Raw genomic sequence first — 18,607 nt, forward strand, 5'->3', positions numbered from 1 at the left:
AATCCTTGTTTACTCAGCGTCTAACATATTGCGCTGAATTTTTAGTTAAATTCGAGTTCTACCTGGCTTTTGCCAAGCAACTGTTTTAAATCGTCGAGTAATGTATCACTTGGCGTAACTCGCCACTCGGTGCCCAATGTTAACCGCGCTCTGGCGTCGGCACGCTGGTAGTATACATTGACGGGTACGGTTCCGGCTTTGTGCGGTTCTAAAATACGGCTGAACTGCTCAAAAAACTGATCGTTGATCTGATTTGCATCTATCGATACCGACAAACCACGAGCGTATTTCTCGCGCGCACTGCCGAGATCCATAACTTCACGCGCCGACATTTTAAGGCCACCGTTGAAGTCATCAAAGCTGACCTGTCCAGAAACGACCAAAATTCTGTCTTTTTCGAGAAGTTCAGCGTATCGATCCAGCGCATCTGAGAACAACATCACTTCCATGCGACCACTTCGGTCATCCAGTGTCATAATACCAATTCGTGTACCACGCTTGGTCGTCATTACACGAGCGGCAATAACCAGGCCGGCTACCGTGACAGATTGGTCGCGGCGAGTGGGCGTTGCGTCTTTTAGTCGACAACTGGTGTATTTGTTTAGTTCCTTTACGTAGGCGTTAATTGGGTGCCCTGTCAAATATAGGCCTAGGGTATCACGCTCGCCCTCTAACCACACTTTTTCTGGCCAAGGCGGAACCTGCGTATACTTATGCTCTACTTCTTCAGGCGCATCCGTTAGCACACCAAACATATCCGTTTGACCAAACGCTTCAGCTTGGTGATGTTGACTTGCTGCTTTTACCGCATCATTGAGTGACGCCATCATCGCCGCGCGGTGTGGGCCTAGTCGATCCAACGCACCCGCGTAAATCAGCTTCTCTATCACTCGTTTATTGACGCGTTTTAGATCAACTCGAGCACAGAAATCAAACAGGTCTTTAAAGTGACCACCTTTATTTCTCGCCTCAAGAATCGCATCGATAGGACCTTCACCTACCCCTTTTATCGCACCAATACCGTAAACAATTGCGCCATTTTCATCAACATTAAAGCGATATAGGCCAGAGTTGATGTCTGGTGGCAGCACGGTGAGCTTCATACGGAAACACTCATCGACCAAGCCAACGACTTTTTCCGTGTTATCCATATCGGCTGTCATTACCGCAGCCATAAATTCGGCAGGATAATGTGTTTTCAGCCAAAGAGTTTGATAAGAAACCAATGCATAAGCAGCAGAGTGCGATTTGTTAAAACCATAACCGGCGAACTTCTCTACCAAGTCGAAGATTTTCATCGCCAACTCGCCATCGATACCGTTCTTTATCGCACCTTCTTCAAAGATAGCACGTTGTTTTGCCATCTCTTCTGGCTTTTTCTTACCCATTGCACGACGAAGCATGTCCGCACCACCTAGCGTGTAACCTGCTAAGATCTGCGCAATCTGCATTACCTGCTCTTGATACAGGATGATGCCGTAGGTTGGATCAAGCGTCTCTTTTAGCGACTCGTGTTGCCACTTTTCATCTGGATAAGAGATCGCTTCTCGACCATGTTTACGGTCGATAAAGTTATCTACCATGCCCGATTGCAAAGGACCCGGACGGAAGAGTGCTACCAATGCGATGATGTCTTCGAAACAGTCTGGCTGAAGTCGTTTGATCAGCTCTTTCATGCCTCGAGATTCAAGCTGGAATACTGCTGTCGTTTCAGAGTTTTGCAACAAACGGAAAGAGGCAGGGTCTTCTAACGGTATGGATTCAATTTGAACCGGTTCTTTACCTTCTCGCTCTAGACGTGGGTTAATCAGCCCTAACGCCCAGTCAATAATGGTTAAGGTACGTAAACCCAAGAAGTCAAACTTAACTAGGCCAGCGGTCTCAACATCGTTTTTATCAAATTGAGTAACCGGGAAGTGACCTTCAGCGTCTGCATAAATTGGCGCAAAATCGGTAATTGTTGTAGGTGAAATTACAACACCACCAGCGTGTTTACCGGCGTTTCGCGTACAGCCTTCCAAAATATGACACATGTCGATGAGTTCTTTAACTTCCTCATCGGCCTCATACAATTCAGGTAGTGCAGGTTCAGCTTTAAACGCTTTATCTAGCGTCATGCCTGGATCGGGCGGGATCAGCTTTGAAATACGATCAACAAAACCAAATGGGTGGCCCAATACGCGGCCAACGTCACGGATTACCGCTTTTGCCGCCATGGTACCAAACGTGATGATCTGAGATACCGCGTCGCGACCGTACATTTCCGCAACGTGGTCAATAACCTGGTCACGTTTATCCATACAGAAATCGACGTCGAAATCGGGCATCGAAACACGTTCTGGGTTCAAGAAACGTTCGAACAGCAAGTCATATTCTAGTGGATCCAGATCGGTGATTTTTAGTGCGTAAGCCACCAAAGAACCAGCACCGGAACCACGTCCAGGACCGACAGGAATTCCATTATCTTTTGACCACTGGATGAACTCCATTACGATCAAGAAGTAACCAGGAAATCCCATTTGGTTGATAACATCTAGCTCTATCTGAAGACGTTCATCATATTCAGGGCGGCGACGTTTTCTCTCTTCCTCATCTGGAAATAGGAACTCTAAACGCTCTTCCAACCCCTCTCGGGATTTCATGACTAGGAACTCAGTCTCTTTCATCCCTTCGGTTGGGAAAGCTGGTAGGAAGTACTCACCTAAGCGCACAGTCACGTTACAACGCTTCGCTATCTCGACACTGTTTTCTAACGCTTCAGGAATATCAGCAAACAGCTCACACATTTCTTCTTCTGTACGAAGATATTGCTGCAGACTGTAGTTTTTTGGCCTACGCGGATCTTCTAATGTGTAACCATCGTGAATCGCTACGCGTATTTCATGAGCATCAAATAGGTCTGGACTCAGGAATACAACTTCATTGGTCGCCACTACTGGCAAGTCTTGCTGCTCTGCCAATTCAACCGCAAAGTGAAGATAAGTTTCTTCATCTGGACGACCGGTACGAAGTAGCTCAAGATAAAAGCGATCTGGAAAATGCTGTTTATAAAAATCAACACACCCCTGCACTATTTGACGGTTGCCTTTCAAAAGGCCGCGACCAATTTCCCCGCTTTTACCGCCGGATAATACAATCAAGCCTTCAGACATTTCAGCCAACCAGGCTTTATCAATCACAGGGTGGTGTTGAACATGTCCACGTAAGTACGCTTTTGATATCAATAACGTCAGGTTCTTATAACCCACATTATCCGCCGCAAGCAAAGTCACTTGAGTCAGCTCTTCACCAAACTCGTCCGACTGCATTTTAAAGTCAGCACCGATGATCGGTTTAACACCACTGCCATGCGCCGTACCGTAAAACTTCACCAAACCACATAGGTTGGTAAAGTCGGTCAACGCCATTGCGGGCATACCGAGCTCAGCAACTTTCTTTACAATTGGCGGAACTTTGTTGAGGCCATCCACCATCGAGAAGTCACTATGAACACGCAGGTGGATGAATTTGGGATCTGACATTAACAGGTACCGTGTAACTCTATTTTGTTGGGGATTCTAACCTAAAGAGGTTGGGTTTATAACACCAATTAGATCGTTTGATTATTCTATGCCTAACGCTTTTTTTACTGGCTTGAAACTCTTGCGGTGTTCACTGATCACTCCGTGTTGCTCAATCGCTTCAAAGTGCGCTTTAGTTGGGTAACCTTTGTGCTTCGCGAAGCCAAATTGTGGATGAAGTTTATCCAACTCTTCCATCTCTTGGTCACGCACGACTTTGGCAATAATTGAAGCCGCACTGATTTCGGCAACACGTAGATCGCCTTTTACTACAGCTTGAGCATCCATTGGCAGCTCCGGACAACGGTTACCATCAATCAACACCAAATCAGGTTGAACCTGTAACCCCGCCACTGCACGCTGCATCGCAACCATAGTCGCCTGCAAAATATTCAGTTGATCGATTTCTTCAGGAGAACAACGCCCGACCGCCCACGCCAATGCTTTTTCTTTGATTTCAGGAAGCAGCGCCATGCGTTTCTTTTCGGTCAATTTTTTCGAATCGTTCAACCCTTCAATAGGATTGTTAGGATCAAGGATAACCGCAGCGGTGACGACGTCTCCTACCAAAGGGCCACGTCCTACCTCGTCGACTCCGGCCACAAGCTGATAACCTTGCGGATATTCAAACGGAGGGAGTTCAACTTTGGTTTTGGTCACTTTTGGTTTAACAGCCATGATAAATCTCTATTTCTCAATCAGTTTTAGAACCGCGTTTGCGGCTTGTTGGTCCGCATCTTTACGAATCCAATGATGCATTTCCGTAAACTTATCTAACATCGGTTTATTGTCGCTTTCCAATAAGCGAGAAACCTCAGTAAACAAATTGTCTGGTGTGCACTCATCTTGTAGATATTCTTTGACGAGCTCATCTTCCGCCAAGATATTCGGCAATGACACATACTTCGTTTTCAATAGACGTTTAGCTAAAAAAGCAGTAAATGCATTCACACGATAACCCACCACCATTGGACGCTTGAGAAGCATACACTCCAACGCTACGGTACCGGAGGCCAACATCACGGCATCGGATGCGGTGATGACGTTGCGTGCGGTGTCATCAACTAACTTGAAGTCCAACTCTGGCGCTAGCTCTTTCCATGCTTGTTCAAACTGCTCACGGCGTTTTTGATTAACAAGCGCGACAACAAACCCCAGTTCTGGAAATTTTTTATGGAGTAACTTGCAGGTTTCAATAAATGGCTCTGAGAGCATTTTTAACTCGCTACCACGACTGCCTGGCAGGACAGCAAGCCACTTTTTATCTTGTTCTAAACCAAGCAACTCACGTGCAGGCGCTTGTTCTGATTCTAGTGGGATGGCATCAGCCAAGGTATGACCAATGAACTCGCAAGGTACATTAAATTTGTCGTAGAACGCTTTCTCAAACGGAAGAAATGCTAGTACCAAGTTCGTTGCCGCTTCTATTTTAAAGATGCGCTTCTGACGCCAAGCCCAAACAGACGGACTCACGTAATGAACGGTTTTAATGCCCGCTTGCTTGAGGTCAAGCTCCAAGCGTAAGTTGAAGTCAGGAGCATCGATCCCTATGAAAACATCAGGCGGATTCTGAGTAAAATACTGAACGAGCTCAGCTTTCACTTTAAGAAGTCTCGGTAAGCGGCCTAAAACCTCGACTAATCCCATCACCGCAAGCTCTTCCATATCAAACAGAGACTCGCAACCTTGGGCTATCATTTTCGGACCGCCAATGCCTACGAACTCTGCGTCTGGATATTGCTGCTTTACTGCTTTGATAAAGCCTTCACCTAGCGTATCGCCAGACAATTCTCCGGCAATGATGCCAATACGTAATGGTCTTTCCATATCTACTTCGCTATTTTTCCTGTGCGCTATGGATAACGGTTTGCTTTATCCATAAAACACAAAAAGATCGTAACCTCAAATTCGGTCACGATCTTTTTATTTATTGGTTCATTCGCCAATTAACGAATAATGCCACGTTCCGTCGTTTCCAGAATATCTGAGAAACGCTTCACTGCTGGCCACTCTTGAGCCATTTCAGCTAGAATAGGCTTCACTTCTTCTAGCGTCTTACCTGAACGGTAGATTTCTTTATACGCTTTTTGTAGCGCACGAATCTCTGGTTTCTCAAAGCCATTACGCTTCAAGCCAACAAGGTTCAAGCCGAAAGGTGTGGCGTGGTTACCTTGCGCGAGTACGTAAGCTGGGACATCTTGCACCACTGCTGAGCAGCCGCCAATGTACGCGTAAGCGCCCACTGTACAAAACGGGTGAATCGCAGACAGTGCCATCACACCAGCATAATCATCAACAGTAACGTGACCACCAAGAATCGAGTTATTACCGATATGAGTGTGGTTACCAATAACAACATCATGCGCAACGTGTGCATTCACACACAATAAGTTGTCATCACCAATGATCGTGGTTGCTTTGTCCTGCACTGTGCCGCGGTGAACTTGGACCGCTTCACGAATGACGTTACGGTCACCGATAACCACAGTTGTGTCTTCACCACCGTATTTTTTGTCTTGGTTTTCTTCGCCGATGACAGCATGTGGGAAAATACGGTTATCTTTGCCAATAGTCGTGTGACCTTTGATCACAACGTGAGACATCACTTCTGTGCCTTCACCAATTTCAACCGTAGAGGTGATGTACGTAAAAGGACCTACTGTTACGTTAGCACCAATTTTGGCGCCCTCTTCTACCACCGCTGCCGGGTGGATTTTAGCGGTTTCATGAATCATATTAAAACTCTCGACGAGCACACTTCAGTTCTGCAGAACATACCACTTCGCCGTCAACTTTTGCTACACCGCTAAATGCAGCAATGCCGCGACGTTCTTTCAGAAATTCTACCTCAATAACCAATTGGTCGCCCGGAACCACTGGTTTACGGAATTTCGCGCCGTCTACGCTTGCAAAGTAGTACAGTTCATTTTCTGTTGGTGCGCCAAATGATTTAAATGCAAGTAAGCCTGTTGCCTGAGCCATTGCTTCTAAAATCAAAACACCTGGGAATACTGGTAGTTGAGGAAAGTGACCTGTGAACTGAGGTTCGTTAACCGACACGTTTTTAATCGCGTGAAGGTACTTCTCTTCTTGGAAGTCTATCACTCGGTCGATCAATAAGAATGGGTAGCGATGAGGTAGTAGCTCTTGAATTTCAGAGATGTTCATCGTTTTCTTTTCAGTAGTCAAAGTCGTCTTCCTATATCAATTTTTTGCCGCCAAGATGGCAAACGTGGCAACAGGTCGTAAAGCCGAATCGCTTTGCAATATACTAGCAAAATACGCACCATCTTGGAGTTAAATCTACTTAGAGCGCGTCATTATAGAAGAAAAAGACCCGCATTTCGCGAGTCTTCGTACAGAATATGGAACTAGAGCCTGTTAGCTTTCACGTTAAATACAGAGCGAAAGATAACTTGTTCTAAATTTCTTCTTTCTGTTCCAGCTGTTTTTCAACCGCTTTCAGGCGCTTATTCATCTCATCAATACGGTGAACTCGAGTTGCAGTTTTACGCCACTCTCTGTTCGTTTGTAGTGGAATACCTGATGAGTAAAGGCCTTTTTCTTCGATACTGCGCATTACCATGCCCATACCTGTAATCGCCACACCATCTGCGATAGTGATATGGCCATTCAGAACAGACGCGCCGCCAATCTGGCAGTACTTACCAATTTTTGTACTGCCCGCGACAATAGTACCACCAGGCATCACGGTACCATATCCGATCTGCACGTTGTGCGCGATTTGAAGTTGGTTATCCAGAATGACATTGTCTTCAATGATAGTATCTTCGAGTGCACCGCGGTCAATCGTAGTACAAGCACCAATCTCAACGCGGTTACCGATACGCACTGAACCAAGCTGAGGAATTTTAATCCACTCGCCTTTGTCATTCGCATAACCGAAGCCATCAGAGCCAATAACGGTGCCCGATTGAACAAGACAGTCATCACCCAATGACACTTCATGATAGATAGTGACATTAGCCCAAAGCTTGGTGTTATTCCCTAGCTTGGCGTTCTTACCGATAAAACAACCAGCGCCAACGCTTACGTTGTCGCCGAGTTCCACGCCCGTTTCAATCACGGCGTTAGCGCCGATTGTAACGTTCTCACCCATCTTAACGTCAGCGGCAATCACAGCACTTGGTGCAATATCGTTTGCCGGCTTTGGTGTGGTATCCATCGCTTGAACCACACGAGCAAATGCGACATAAGGGTCTGAAACCACTAACGCATTTCCAACGCATTGATCTTTATGCTCAGCCTTTACCATAACAACGGTAGCTTGGCACTCAGAAAGGTGTTTTGCGTATTTTGGGTTAGACAAGAAGGTTACGTCACCTTCTTGTGCTTTATCCATTGGAGCAACACGGCTTACAACGAGAGACTCGTCACCAAACAGCTCACCCCCGGTAATTGTCGCCAATTCGGCTAATGTTAATGTCTTCATAACTTCTTATTTTAGAGCTTTAATTACGTCTTCAGAGATATTGTATTCTGGCTTGCCGTACTGCAAAGCCGAGATATCAATCACAAGATCGTAACCATTTTTGTCTGCGACTTTCTTAACTGCATCTTGAATCGTTTTGAAAAGCTTCGCTTTTTCTTCAGCTTCACGACGCGCACTTGCTTTTTCAAGTGCTTGTGCTTTCACTTTGTACTCGCTGTCGAGCTTCGCGATATCGATACGTAGCTTTTCAACTTCGTCTTGACCCAAAAGCTCGCCGTCACGTTGTAGCTTCTCAATCTTTGTTTTAGCTTGTGCTTGGATTGACTTCAGTTCATCAGCTTTGCTTTTGAAGTCTTTCTGCATTTTTTGTAGTACAACTTCACGTTGAGGAAGAGCTTGAAAAACTTGAGCTGTATTTACGTAAGCAATTTTCTGTGCAGCTTCTGCCGCATTTGCAAACATTGAAGAGCTCAGTACAAGAAGGCCAATCCCAGCCGCTTTGATCATTTTATTCAAAATATTTTCCTCTTTAGAAAGTTCTACCGATAGTGAATGTGAAGAACTCTTCATCATCGCCATCAAATTTCTTAATTGGTTTCGCTAGTGAGAATACTAGTGGCCCCATTGGAGACATCCACTGCAACGCCGCACCGTAAGAAGAGCGGTAGTTGGTTGGATCTGAGTAATCGTAGTAGTAACGGTCACCATATTCCGCACCTGAATCGCGGTAGTCAAACTCCGTATCCCAAACACTTGCCATATCAAAGAAGATACTGGTACGAATTTGGTTTTGTACTTCTTCTGATGCAAATGGTGTTGGGACAATCAACTCAACACTTGCTAGCGCTACGGCGTTACCACCAACAGAGTCATCTGTTGCTGTATCTGCGCCATTGTTTGAACCAGATGTATCACGGTAAACTGCTTTAGGACCAACAGAGTTTGAGCCAAAGCCACGAAGCGATGTAAAGCCACCTGCGTAGTAGTTTTCGTAGAATGGGAACAAGTTATCGTTACCATCCGTTTGACCGTAACCATTACCGTAACCTAAGCGGCCACGGAGCAAGAGGGTAAACTCGTGCTTTTTAGTCAATGGCACATACTGGCGAACATCGTACTGCATTTTGAAGTATTGAACGTCAGAGCCAGGTACGGTCATTTTATAGAATGCACGCTGATGGTTACCTGCCGTAGGGAAATAGCCACGGTTTAAGTTATTACGTGTCCAAGAGATATTGAAGTCGAAGTCGTTTGTGTTCAACGCTCCACTAGAATCAATGTTGTCTGCTTGTGCTCGTAAGAACTGCTCTACCTGCAAGTAAGGCGATAAGTTACCGATCTTGTTGTGCGTATAACCGACACCGAATTCAAAACGGTTCAACTCATCGAATGGGAAGCCCCACGTTAAGCTCGCGCCATAGCTTTCGTTGGTATAGTCAACGATATTGGCTTCTTTCGCTTCAAATTCGTTATAGAAAACCTTACCACCTAAGCTTACACCGTCTAAGTTCCAGTACGGATCACGGTAATCTAGACTGATGTTTTTCTGGTAGTCATTCATCATCGCATTGATACCAACACGGTTACCGCTACCAATAAAGTTATCTTGTTGCAGGCCAACCTGGAAGCTCACACCCGATTCTGTACCGTAGCCAACACCGAAGTTAACGCTACCAGAGTTCGCTTCTTTGACAGAGTAAACTAGGTCAACTTGATCATCACTACCAGGAACTCGAACCGTCTGTACTTCAACATTTTCAAAGTAGCCCAAACGGTTTAGACGAGTTTTACCCGTTTCAATCGATTTCGAGTTCAACCAACTGCCTTCCATCTGACGCATTTCACGACGAAGGACTTCATCTTTGGTTGAGTTATTACCCGTGAAGCGAATATCACGAACATAAATTCGGTTACCCGGGTCTACGTTAACGACCAAAGAAACTTCTTGATTCTCGTCGTCAAACTCTGGAATGGTATTCACTTGAGGATAAGCATAACCGGACTCACCAAGCACACGCTTGATTCCTTCTTCCATTGAAGTAACCAACGAGCCGTTGTATGTCTCATTGTCTTCAAATGGCACAAGTCTTTCGAACGTCGCTTCCTCGCCAATCAAATCGCCACGGAACTTCACGTCCTTAACGGTGTAAACCTCGCCCTCTTCTAGACCAAGAGTAATGTATACCCCTTTCTTGTCAGGAGAGATTGCAACTTGTGTCGAATCAACGTTAAATTTTAAGTAACCACGATCCAGGTAGAATGATTTGAGTGCTTCAATATCACCTGCAAGGACTTGCTTTTGATACTTTTCATCAGAAAGGAAATTCCACCACGGCACATCAACATTTAAGTTAAAGCGCGAAAGCAGCTCTTCATCACTGAACACTTCATTACCGATAAAGTTGATTTGCTGAATTTTTGCCGACACACCTTCAGTAAAGACAAACTTAAGATCAGAACGATTACGTGGTAGTGGAGTAACCACCGCTTTTACTGTTGCGTTGTATTTACCTACGCTGTAGTAAAAGTCTTCTAAGCCTTTTTCAATGTTGCTTAGCGTGGTGCGGTCAAGCGCTTCACCTTCACGAACGCCAGACGCGTTCAGGTTTTCTTGTAGCTGCTCGTCCTTGATTGCTTTGTTACCTGAAAAAGAGATGCTTGCAATGGTAGGACGTTCTTTGACTTGAACCATCAGAACACCACCGTCACGCAACACTTTCACATCTTCAAAGTTACCAGATGCATACAGGGCGCGGATAATTTCTGCAACATCGCCTTGGCCAATGGTATCACCGACACGTACAGGCATTTTCAACAATGCAGCACCCAGTGCTACACGCTGCAATCCATCGATTTCAATATCTTGAACTACGAAGTTCTCTGCTCCATTTGCAGATACACTGGTCGCCAGTAAACTTGCAAATAGAATTCGCTTAATCGCCATACTTGTTCTAATTATTCCTTGCTACTGCTTTTGTCTCTGAACTATCACAGACGAGTAAAATCATTAAATAGCGCTAACGCCATGAGCGAGAAGATGATCGCACCACCAATTCTAAAGCCCATTTCCTGCACTTTCTCAGGAACAGGACGTCGAATGACTGCTTCAATTGCAAAAAACAACAAATGACCGCCATCCAACATTGGTAAAGGAACGAGATTAATAATACCTAGGTTAACACTAATTAGAGCGAGAAAACCTAAAAAGTAGACCAAACCATAATCTGCTGTCGCGCCTGCGCCTTTGGCTATTGATATTGGTCCACTCAGATTATTCAGACCAACGTCTCCAACAATCAGCTTCTTAAGCATGCTGATTGTCAAACCAATGACTTGGCCAGTTTTGTCTACTGCTTTACCTATTGACTCGAATACACCAAACTGAAGATCGAAGCGATAACTTTCTGGCCATTCTGCGACTTTAGGTGCAATACCTGCAAAACCAACGACTTCTTTGTTAGCTAGCTCACGGCTACCGGGCGTCAGCGTCAATGTTTGCTCATAACCCTGACGTAACACTGTCAATTCAAGCGGTGTATCAGGATTAGAACGAACCGCTTCAACCACTTGCTTCCATTCGGTTACGCGTTGTTGACCAATTGCGACAACCTCATCACCTGGAAGCACACCAGCTTTTTCCGCCGCTCCACCTTGCGAGACCTGCTCGATAACTCGATACACCTCCGGTGTATACGGAGTAAAACCTAACGACTGCATCGCTGACTGAGTTTCTGGGTCGAACTTCCACTCACGTAAATCGAGCGTTTTCGTTACTTCTGAACCAACTTCATTCGCTGACGTTAGTGTTACCGTCATCAAATCATCGCCAATATGAGAAATCAATCCCATATTTACTGATTCCCAATCCGGAGTTTTGATACCAGATATCGATTTAAGTTCCATTCCAGATTCAATTCCAGCTTCCGCAACAATCGAATTGGGCGTAACTTCACCAATTACAGGCTTAACAGCCGGGATACCAATTAGAAATACCAGCCAATAGGCAAAAATTGCGAAAAGAAAATTAAAGATGGGGCCAGCCGCAACAATAGAGGTTCGCTTCCATAACGGCTTCTTATCAAACGCTAGGTGCTTCTCATGTTCTGGCACCTCATCGACACGGCTATCAACCATTTTCACATAGCCGCCGAGAGGGATCATTGAGATGCTGTACTCCGTTCCGTCTTTGCCTACTTTACTCCAAATAGACTTGCCGAAACCGATTGAAAACTTTTCAACTTTAACGCCGCAACGGCGAGCAACCCAAAAATGCCCAAATTCGTGCACGGCAACAAGAATGCCCAGTGCGACGATAAAAGAAATGAGATTCCACAATATACCAGTCATCAGCTACGCTCGCGTATGGTTTCTAGGGCAATAGTTCGTGCCATTCTATCTAGCTCGAGCAAGCTTTCCAAGCTATTCGCATTCTCAGCTTTGCAGCTTGCGTTGATTTTACTCAACACAGACTCATTGATGCGAGCAATATCGGTAAAACCTAGTCTGTTATTTAAAAATGCATCAACAGCGACTTCATTAGCTGCATTCAATGCTGTTGTTGCGTGTTGACCTTCATAACAGGCATCAATTGCGAGTTTTAAACATGGGTAACGAGCAAAATCAGGCTGCAAAAACGTCAGCTCACCAACTTTCGTGAAGTCTAGCGGCTTAACCCCAGCTTCCACTCTTGACGGGTATGACATGGTGAGCGCAATTGGCGTCGCCATATCCGCTTCTCCCATTTGTGCCAAGACCGAACCATCACGATACTGAACCATAGAATGAATTACCGATTGAGGATGAATAACCACCTTCAGTTGTTCGCGAGCAGCATTAAATAGCCACTTAGCTTCGATATACTCAAGGCCTTTGTTCATCATCGTGGCAGAATCAACAGAAATTTTTGGCCCCATCGACCAGTTTGGATGAGCAATCGCCTGCGCGGGTGTCACCTGCTCCAGTTCTGCGATGTCAGTGTAACGGAAAGGACCACCAGATCCAGTCAACAAAATATGAGAAATGCCATGTTCTTGTAAATTGCAACGACCTAGATTGGTTTGTACTTGCTGTGGTAAACATTGGAAAATGGCGTTGTGTTCACTGTCGACGGGAAGTAGCTCTGCGCCAAATTCTTCTACAGCATCAATAAATAGCTGGCCTGACATTACAAGTGCTTCTTTATTTGCCAACAAGACTCGCTTACCTGCTTTCACGGCAGCCATAGTAGGCAATAAGCCGGCTGCTCCTACAATAGCAGCCATTACACTGTCGACCTCGTCCAGCGAAGCAATATGGCATAGCGCATCAACACCACCTAGCACTTCGGTACTTGGTGAAACCGAGTGTAGCTCAGCTTGAAGTTGAGATGCCGCAGCTTTATCTGCCATGACCGCATACTTAGGTTGCCACTGACGACATAGACCGATCATCTTTTCAACGTTAGTGCTTGCCGCTAAGGCAACGACAGAAAACAGATCTGGGTTTTGTTCGACCACTTTAAGCGTGCTTGCACCAATTGATCCAGTAGCACCAAGAATCGTTAACTTTTGCATGTTGTAAGACCGTTAGAAAGCTCAGGAGCGACGACGCCGCTCCTGATAAATTAGAATACGTAGTAAAGAAGAGCAAAAACTGGGAATGCTGCGGTTAGGCTGTCGATACGATCTAGCACACCACCGTGCCCTGGGATAATGTTACTGCTGTCTTTAATGCCTGAGACACGTTTGAACATACTTTCAACCAGATCACCAAGCACTGAAATAACGACAGTCACTAGCGTAATCAGCACCATATGGACAGGGCTAGTGAACTGGATGTCGAACCAATCAGCAAATGCCCACGCTACGATTAATGCCGTGATAATGCCGCCAATTAGCCCTTCAATAGTTTTATTGGGGCTTACATGAGGAGCCATCTTACGTTTGCCTAAGCTTTTGCCTGCAAAGTAGGCGCCGCTATCTGCAGCCCATACCAAGAAACAAACGTACAACACAAGCTTTGCGCCGTGGTATGGATCTACAGTGATGTCATACGCTCTGAGAATAATCACACTCCAAAGGAATGGGATTAATGTCAGAAAACCAAATACATGACGTAAAACAAAATTACTTTGCCAAGATTTCGTCGTTTTGGGGTAAGTAATCGCCATTAAGCTAGCAATAATCCACCAAACAAAACCAATACCCAAGACGACATAATGAGGTGTCGTTAAGTGATTGAGGCTATATGCATCAGGCGAGATGTATAGAAAACTAAGTCCGGTAATAATGATTGCCGGCACAAGGGCAGCAATGCGAGAGTTGCTTCCTGTAAACTGAGTCCACTCCCAAAAACCTAATAGCGTTATTGCAGTTAAAGCGGCAATAAAGCCCATTAGCGGTAATTTAAAAATGCCTAAAATAACCAGGGGAGCTAAAATTAGTGCTGTTATTATTCTCTGTTTCAAACTAACTAGTCCTTATTGAGCTGCCATCAATGCCTTTATTTGTTCACCTGTACAGCCAAAACGACGTTCTCGGTTGATAAACCAAGTCACAGCTTCTACCAAACTGTCTTCATCGAATTCTGGCCAGTACTCTGGTGTAAAGTACATTTCTGCATAAGCCATTTGCCACAACATAAAGTTGCTGATGCGGCACTCTCCACTGGTGCGAATTAAAAGATCCACTTCCGGTAGGTCTGCCATGGTCAAATGCTCAGTGATTAGCTGCTCATTGATATCCTCTACACGAATTTCACCGTTACGTGCTTTTAGCGCTAACGTTTTAGCAGCTTCTGTGATGTCCCATTTACCGCCATAGTTGGCTGCAATGTTGATCACCATACCCGTGTTATCTGCCGTTAGGTTTTCTGCTTCTACAATTTTCTTTTGTAGACGCTCACTAAATCGACTGGTATCACCGATCACGCGCAACCGTAAGTTATTTTTGTGTAGTTTTTTTACTTCACTAGACAGGACCGTGATAAACAGTTCCATCAAAAGACCCACTTCTTCCTCCGGACGACGCCAGTTTTCACTACTAAAAGCAAACAGCGTCATGGCTCTAATGCCTAGTTTTGAAGCAGCAGCCACGGTCTTACGAACGGCACTAACGCCTTTTTTATGACCAAATACGCGAGGTTTTCCTTTGGACTTAGCCCAACGGCCATTACCGTCCATAATGATGGCAATATGCTTAGGAAGGGAATCAGAGAAGGCTTGAGAATTTTGCATAGGGAGTTAATTGAGTTCCATCAGTTGGATAGACTAACATAAAAAAACGCTGAGCTGTGAGCACAGCGTTTTCCAACAGTGATGTGTGTGGGAGTATTAAACTTCCATCAACTCTTTTTCTTTTGCAGCAAGAACTTCATCGATCTTCTTAACTGCAACGTCAGTTAGCTTTTGAATTTCGTCTTGTGCTTTACGGTCTTCATCTTCAGAGATTTCTTTATCTTTTAGAAGCGCTTTAAGATCGTTGTTTGCGTCACGACGGATGTTACGAACAGCAACACGACCACCTTCAGCTTCACCACGAACGATCTTAACTAGGTCTTTACGACGCTCTTCCGTTAGCGGTGGAAGTGGAACGCGGATGATAGTGCCAGCTGACATAGGGTTTAGACCAAGGTCAGACGTCATGATCGCTTTTTCTACTTTCGGCGTCAGCTCTTTATCAAAAACCGTGATTGCAAGTGTACGCGCATCTTCAGCAATAACGTTTGCTACTTGGTTTAGAGGTGTTGCTGCACCGTAGTATTCTACAGAAATACCAGATAGTAGGCTTGGGTGTGCACGACCTGTACGAATTTTAGAAAGGTTGTTCTTAAGCGCTTCAACGCTTTTATCCATGCGCTCTTGCGCGTCTTTTTTGATTTCGTTAATCACAGTTTCACCTTAAAAATGTCATCTTTCCTGAAGAAAGCCTAAAACGGTTGAGCAAAGCAAGCACCACCCTAACGCTTTGGAGTGGCACCTTAAGCCAAGCTTATTCGTTGATGAGCGTGCCTTCTGCTTCGCCCATAACCACGCGACGTAGTGCGCCTGGCTTGTTCATATTAAATACGCGGATTGGCATTTTGTGGTCACGAGCTAGCGTAAACGCCGCCAAGTCCATAACTTTCAGCTCTTTATCCAGAACTTCTGCATAAGACAGCTTATCATACAGCTCTGCGTCTGGGTTTGCTACAGGGTCAGCAGTAAATACACCATCAACTTTCGTCGCTTTTAGTACAACATCCGCTTCAATTTCGATACCACGTAAACAAGCAGCAGAATCCGTTGTAAAGAACGGGTTACCAGTACCAGCAGAGAAGATGACAACTCGGCCTTGGCGAAGCTCACGGATCGCATCAGCCCAATTATAGTCGTCACATACGCCTTTTAGAGGGATTGCAGACATAACGCGCGCATTTACGTATGCACGGTGAAGAGCATCACGCATCGCTAGGCCATTCATTACTGTAGCAAGCATACCCATGTGGTCACCAACTACGCGGTTCATACCAGCTTCAGCTAGGCCTGCACCACGGAACAAGTTACCGCCACCGATAACTACACCAACCTGAACACCCAGTTCAACCAGTTCTTTAACTTCTTGTGCCATACGATCAAGGACCGCAGGATCAATACCAAAACCGTCTTCACCTTGAAGAGCTTCACCACTCAGTTTTAATAGAATACGTTGATACGCTGGTTTAGGGTTCGTAGTCATGGAGTTTACCTTCCAAAGAGAGTTGTTGATTAACAGTCATGAATAGACACAACTTCAGTTATGGCTATTCATCACGGCTAATCGTTCACTGCTCATAAAAAGACCGTAGCCTTGGCTACGGTCTAATCTTTATACAGTCTCTAAGGATTAACCTTTTTGAGCTGCTGCAACTTCTTCAGCGAAGCTCATTTCTTCTTTCTTCTCGATACCTTCACCTACTTCTAGGCGAACGAACGTAGAAACTGAAGCGCCTTTTTCTTTCAGCATTTCGCCTACAGTTTTCTTAGGCTCCATGATGAAAGCTTGACCTGTTAGAGAGATCTCGCCAGTGAATTTCTTCATGCGGCCAACAACCATCTTCTCAGCGATTTCAGCAGGCTTGCCTTCGTTCATTGCGATTTCAACTTGAACCGCTTTCTCTTTTTCTACTACGTCAGCTGGTACGTCTTCTGGGTTAACGAACTCTGGCTTAGAAGCAGCAACGTGCATTGCAACGTGCTTAAGAGTTTCTGCGTCGCCTTCACCAGCAACAACAACACCGATTTTCTCACCGTGACGGTAAGAAGCGATTGCAGTGCCTTGAACGTATTCTACGCGACGGATAGTGATGTTTTCACCAATTTTAGCTACTAGAGCTACACGTGCGTCTTCGAATTGTGCTTGTAGTTCTTCAACAGAAGCTTTTGAAGCTAGAGCTGCAGCTGCAACTTCTTCTGCGAATGCAGTGAAGTTACCGTCTTTAGCAACGAAGTCAGTTTGGCAGTTAACTTCAAGAAGAACAGCAACGCCGTTTTCTTCTTTGATGATGATTGCGCCTTCAGCTGCAACGTTACCAGCTTTCTTAGCTGCTTTCGCTGCGCCAGATTTACGCATGTTTTCAATTGCTAGTTCGATGTCAGCGTTTGCTTCTACAAGCGCTTTCTTACATTCCATCATGCCAGCGCCAGTACGCTCGCGAAGTTCTTTAACTAGAGCAGCAGTTACAGTTGCCATTCTGTCTTCCTCGTTTGATTCGAAATAAGGTAAAAAACAGGGGCCTAACATTGTCGGCCCCCATTGCTAACTATAACTTAGTTTATGCTACACAAAGGTTTCACATAGACCAAGTGTGACACAGAGCCGCTATTATTCAGCTTCTACGAAACCGTCTTTTTCAGCAACTGCAGCTACGTCTTTGTTACGACCTTCAGATACTGCTGAAGCAGCAGCGTTCAGGTATAGCTGTACAGCGCGGATCGCGTCGTCGTTACCTGGGATTACGTAGTCAACGCCGTCTGGGTTAGAGTTAGTATCTACCACAGCGTATACTGGAATACCTAGGTTGTTAGCTTCTTTAATTGCAATGTGTTCGTGATCAGCGTCGATTACGAATAGAGCGTCTGGTAGGCCGCCCATGTCTTTGATACCACCAAGAGATTTCTCTAGCTTCTCCATTTCGCGAGTACGCATTAGAGCTTCTTTCTTAGTTAGTTTGTCAAAAGTACCGTCTTGAGATTGAGTCTCTAGTTCTTTTAGACGCTTGATAGACTGACGAACTGTTTTGTAGTTTGTAAGCATACCGCCTAACCAGCGGTTGTTTACGTAAAACTGGTTGCTTGCGATTGCAGCTTCTTTAACAGCTTCAGATGCAGCGCGCTTAGTACCTACGAATAGAACCTTACCTTTCTTCTCGCCAACTTTAGCTAGTTCAGCTAGAGCGTCGTTGAACATTGGTACAGTTTTTTCTAGGTTGATGATATGAACTTTGTTACGAGCGCCAAAGATGAATGGCTTCATTTTTGGGTTCCAGTAACGAGTCTGGTGACCGAAGTGAACACCAGCTTTTAGCATATCGCGCATTGATACAGTTGCCATTTTAAAATCCTCTATGGGGTTAGGCCTCCACATTCCCCATAACTCCG

At 45.2% G+C, this 18,607-nt stretch carries 16 protein-coding genes; all 16 read right to left on the minus strand.

What is annotated here, in order from left to right:
* Nucleotides 1-41 precede the first annotated feature (41 nt).
* Nucleotides 42-3,521, minus strand: coding sequence for a DNA polymerase III subunit alpha (dnaE, locus tag R7O13_RS15700; RefSeq protein WP_213868603.1), 3,480 nt, complete (start codon nt 3,519-3,521; stop codon nt 42-44).
* Between the two features lie 81 nt (nt 3,522-3,602).
* Nucleotides 3,603-4,238 (minus strand): ribonuclease HII, encoded by a 636-nt coding sequence (gene rnhB / locus R7O13_RS15705; protein WP_017820749.1) that lies wholly within the window; start codon nt 4,236-4,238, stop codon nt 3,603-3,605.
* A gap of 9 nt (nt 4,239-4,247) precedes the next feature.
* Nucleotides 4,248-5,387 (minus strand): lipid-A-disaccharide synthase, encoded by a 1,140-nt coding sequence (gene lpxB, locus R7O13_RS15710; protein WP_318304224.1) that lies wholly within the window; start codon nt 5,385-5,387, stop codon nt 4,248-4,250.
* A gap of 119 nt (nt 5,388-5,506) precedes the next feature.
* Nucleotides 5,507-6,295 (minus strand): acyl-ACP--UDP-N-acetylglucosamine O-acyltransferase, encoded by a 789-nt coding sequence (lpxA, locus tag R7O13_RS15715; RefSeq protein WP_005380357.1) that lies wholly within the window; start codon nt 6,293-6,295, stop codon nt 5,507-5,509.
* A 1-nt stretch (nt 6,296) separates the two neighbouring features.
* Complete coding sequence (gene fabZ / locus R7O13_RS15720; protein ID WP_005380349.1) at nt 6,297-6,749, minus strand: 3-hydroxyacyl-ACP dehydratase FabZ; 453 nt, start codon at nt 6,747-6,749, stop codon at nt 6,297-6,299.
* Nucleotides 6,750-6,981: 232 nt separating this feature from the next.
* Nucleotides 6,982-8,013, minus strand: a complete 1,032-nt coding sequence (lpxD, locus tag R7O13_RS15725) for a UDP-3-O-(3-hydroxymyristoyl)glucosamine N-acyltransferase (RefSeq protein WP_042521415.1) — start codon at nt 8,011-8,013, stop codon at nt 6,982-6,984.
* Nucleotides 8,014-8,019: 6 nt separating this feature from the next.
* Nucleotides 8,020-8,529, minus strand: coding sequence for an OmpH family outer membrane protein (locus R7O13_RS15730; RefSeq protein WP_005391804.1), 510 nt, complete (start codon nt 8,527-8,529; stop codon nt 8,020-8,022).
* A 13-nt stretch (nt 8,530-8,542) separates the two neighbouring features.
* On the minus strand, nt 8,543-10,957 hold the full coding sequence (gene bamA / locus R7O13_RS15735) for an outer membrane protein assembly factor BamA (RefSeq protein WP_318304226.1): 2,415 nt from the start codon (nt 10,955-10,957) through the stop codon (nt 8,543-8,545).
* A gap of 44 nt (nt 10,958-11,001) precedes the next feature.
* A complete protein-coding gene (rseP, locus tag R7O13_RS15740) occupies nt 11,002-12,360 on the minus strand; it encodes a sigma E protease regulator RseP (RefSeq protein WP_017820751.1) in 1,359 nt (452 codons plus the stop codon).
* Entirely contained in the window at nt 12,360-13,565 is a 1,206-nt protein-coding gene (ispC, locus tag R7O13_RS15745; protein ID WP_213906536.1) for a 1-deoxy-D-xylulose-5-phosphate reductoisomerase, read from the minus strand. Before ispC ends, rseP begins: the two co-directional genes overlap by 1 nt.
* 50 nt (nt 13,566-13,615) lie before the next feature.
* Nucleotides 13,616-14,458: a phosphatidate cytidylyltransferase gene (locus R7O13_RS15750; protein ID WP_005385351.1), complete on the minus strand. Its 843-nt coding sequence runs from the start codon at nt 14,456-14,458 to the stop codon at nt 13,616-13,618.
* A 12-nt stretch (nt 14,459-14,470) separates the two neighbouring features.
* Complete coding sequence (locus tag R7O13_RS15755) at nt 14,471-15,226, minus strand: isoprenyl transferase (protein ID WP_005380331.1); 756 nt, start codon at nt 15,224-15,226, stop codon at nt 14,471-14,473.
* Nucleotides 15,227-15,322: 96 nt separating this feature from the next.
* Nucleotides 15,323-15,880, minus strand: a complete 558-nt coding sequence (gene frr / locus R7O13_RS15760; protein ID WP_005380330.1) for a ribosome recycling factor — start codon at nt 15,878-15,880, stop codon at nt 15,323-15,325.
* Nucleotides 15,881-15,980: 100 nt separating this feature from the next.
* Nucleotides 15,981-16,706: a UMP kinase gene (gene pyrH / locus R7O13_RS15765; protein WP_005380329.1), complete on the minus strand. Its 726-nt coding sequence runs from the start codon at nt 16,704-16,706 to the stop codon at nt 15,981-15,983.
* 147 nt (nt 16,707-16,853) lie between these two features.
* Nucleotides 16,854-17,699, minus strand: a complete 846-nt coding sequence (gene tsf / locus R7O13_RS15770) for a translation elongation factor Ts (RefSeq protein ID WP_005380328.1) — start codon at nt 17,697-17,699, stop codon at nt 16,854-16,856.
* 132 nt (nt 17,700-17,831) lie between these two features.
* Entirely contained in the window at nt 17,832-18,560 is a 729-nt protein-coding gene (gene rpsB / locus R7O13_RS15775; protein ID WP_005380327.1) for a 30S ribosomal protein S2, read from the minus strand.
* Nucleotides 18,561-18,607 lie beyond the last annotated feature (47 nt).

The sequence above is a fragment of the Vibrio sp. Y176 genome (assembly GCF_033438945.1).

What these genes read in the sequence shown, in the direction of transcription:
- dnaE (WP_213868603.1), bottom strand. Translation starts at nt 3,521, where the DNA reads ATGTCAGATCCCAAATTCATCCACCTGCGTGTTCATAGTGACTTCTCG.
- rnhB (WP_017820749.1), bottom strand. Translation starts at nt 4,238, where the DNA reads ATGGCTGTTAAACCAAAAGTGACCAAAACCAAAGTTGAACTCCCTCCG.
- lpxB (WP_318304224.1), bottom strand. Translation starts at nt 5,387, where the DNA reads ATGGAAAGACCATTACGTATTGGCATCATTGCCGGAGAATTGTCTGGC.
- lpxA (WP_005380357.1), bottom strand. Translation starts at nt 6,295, where the DNA reads ATGATTCATGAAACCGCTAAAATCCACCCGGCAGCGGTGGTAGAAGAG.
- lpxD (WP_042521415.1), bottom strand. Translation starts at nt 8,013, where the DNA reads ATGAAGACATTAACATTAGCCGAATTGGCGACAATTACCGGGGGTGAG.
- bamA (WP_318304226.1), bottom strand. Translation starts at nt 10,957, where the DNA reads ATGGCGATTAAGCGAATTCTATTTGCAAGTTTACTGGCGACCAGTGTA.
- rseP (WP_017820751.1), bottom strand. Translation starts at nt 12,360, where the DNA reads ATGACTGGTATATTGTGGAATCTCATTTCTTTTATCGTCGCACTGGGC.
- ispC (WP_213906536.1), bottom strand. Translation starts at nt 13,565, where the DNA reads ATGCAAAAGTTAACGATTCTTGGTGCTACTGGATCAATTGGTGCAAGC.
- R7O13_RS15755 (WP_005380331.1), bottom strand. Translation starts at nt 15,226, where the DNA reads ATGCAAAATTCTCAAGCCTTCTCTGATTCCCTTCCTAAGCATATTGCC.
- pyrH (WP_005380329.1), bottom strand. Translation starts at nt 16,706, where the DNA reads ATGACTACGAACCCTAAACCAGCGTATCAACGTATTCTATTAAAACTG.
- tsf (WP_005380328.1), bottom strand. Translation starts at nt 17,699, where the DNA reads ATGGCAACTGTAACTGCTGCTCTAGTTAAAGAACTTCGCGAGCGTACT.
- rpsB (WP_005380327.1), bottom strand. Translation starts at nt 18,560, where the DNA reads ATGGCAACTGTATCAATGCGCGATATGCTAAAAGCTGGTGTTCACTTC.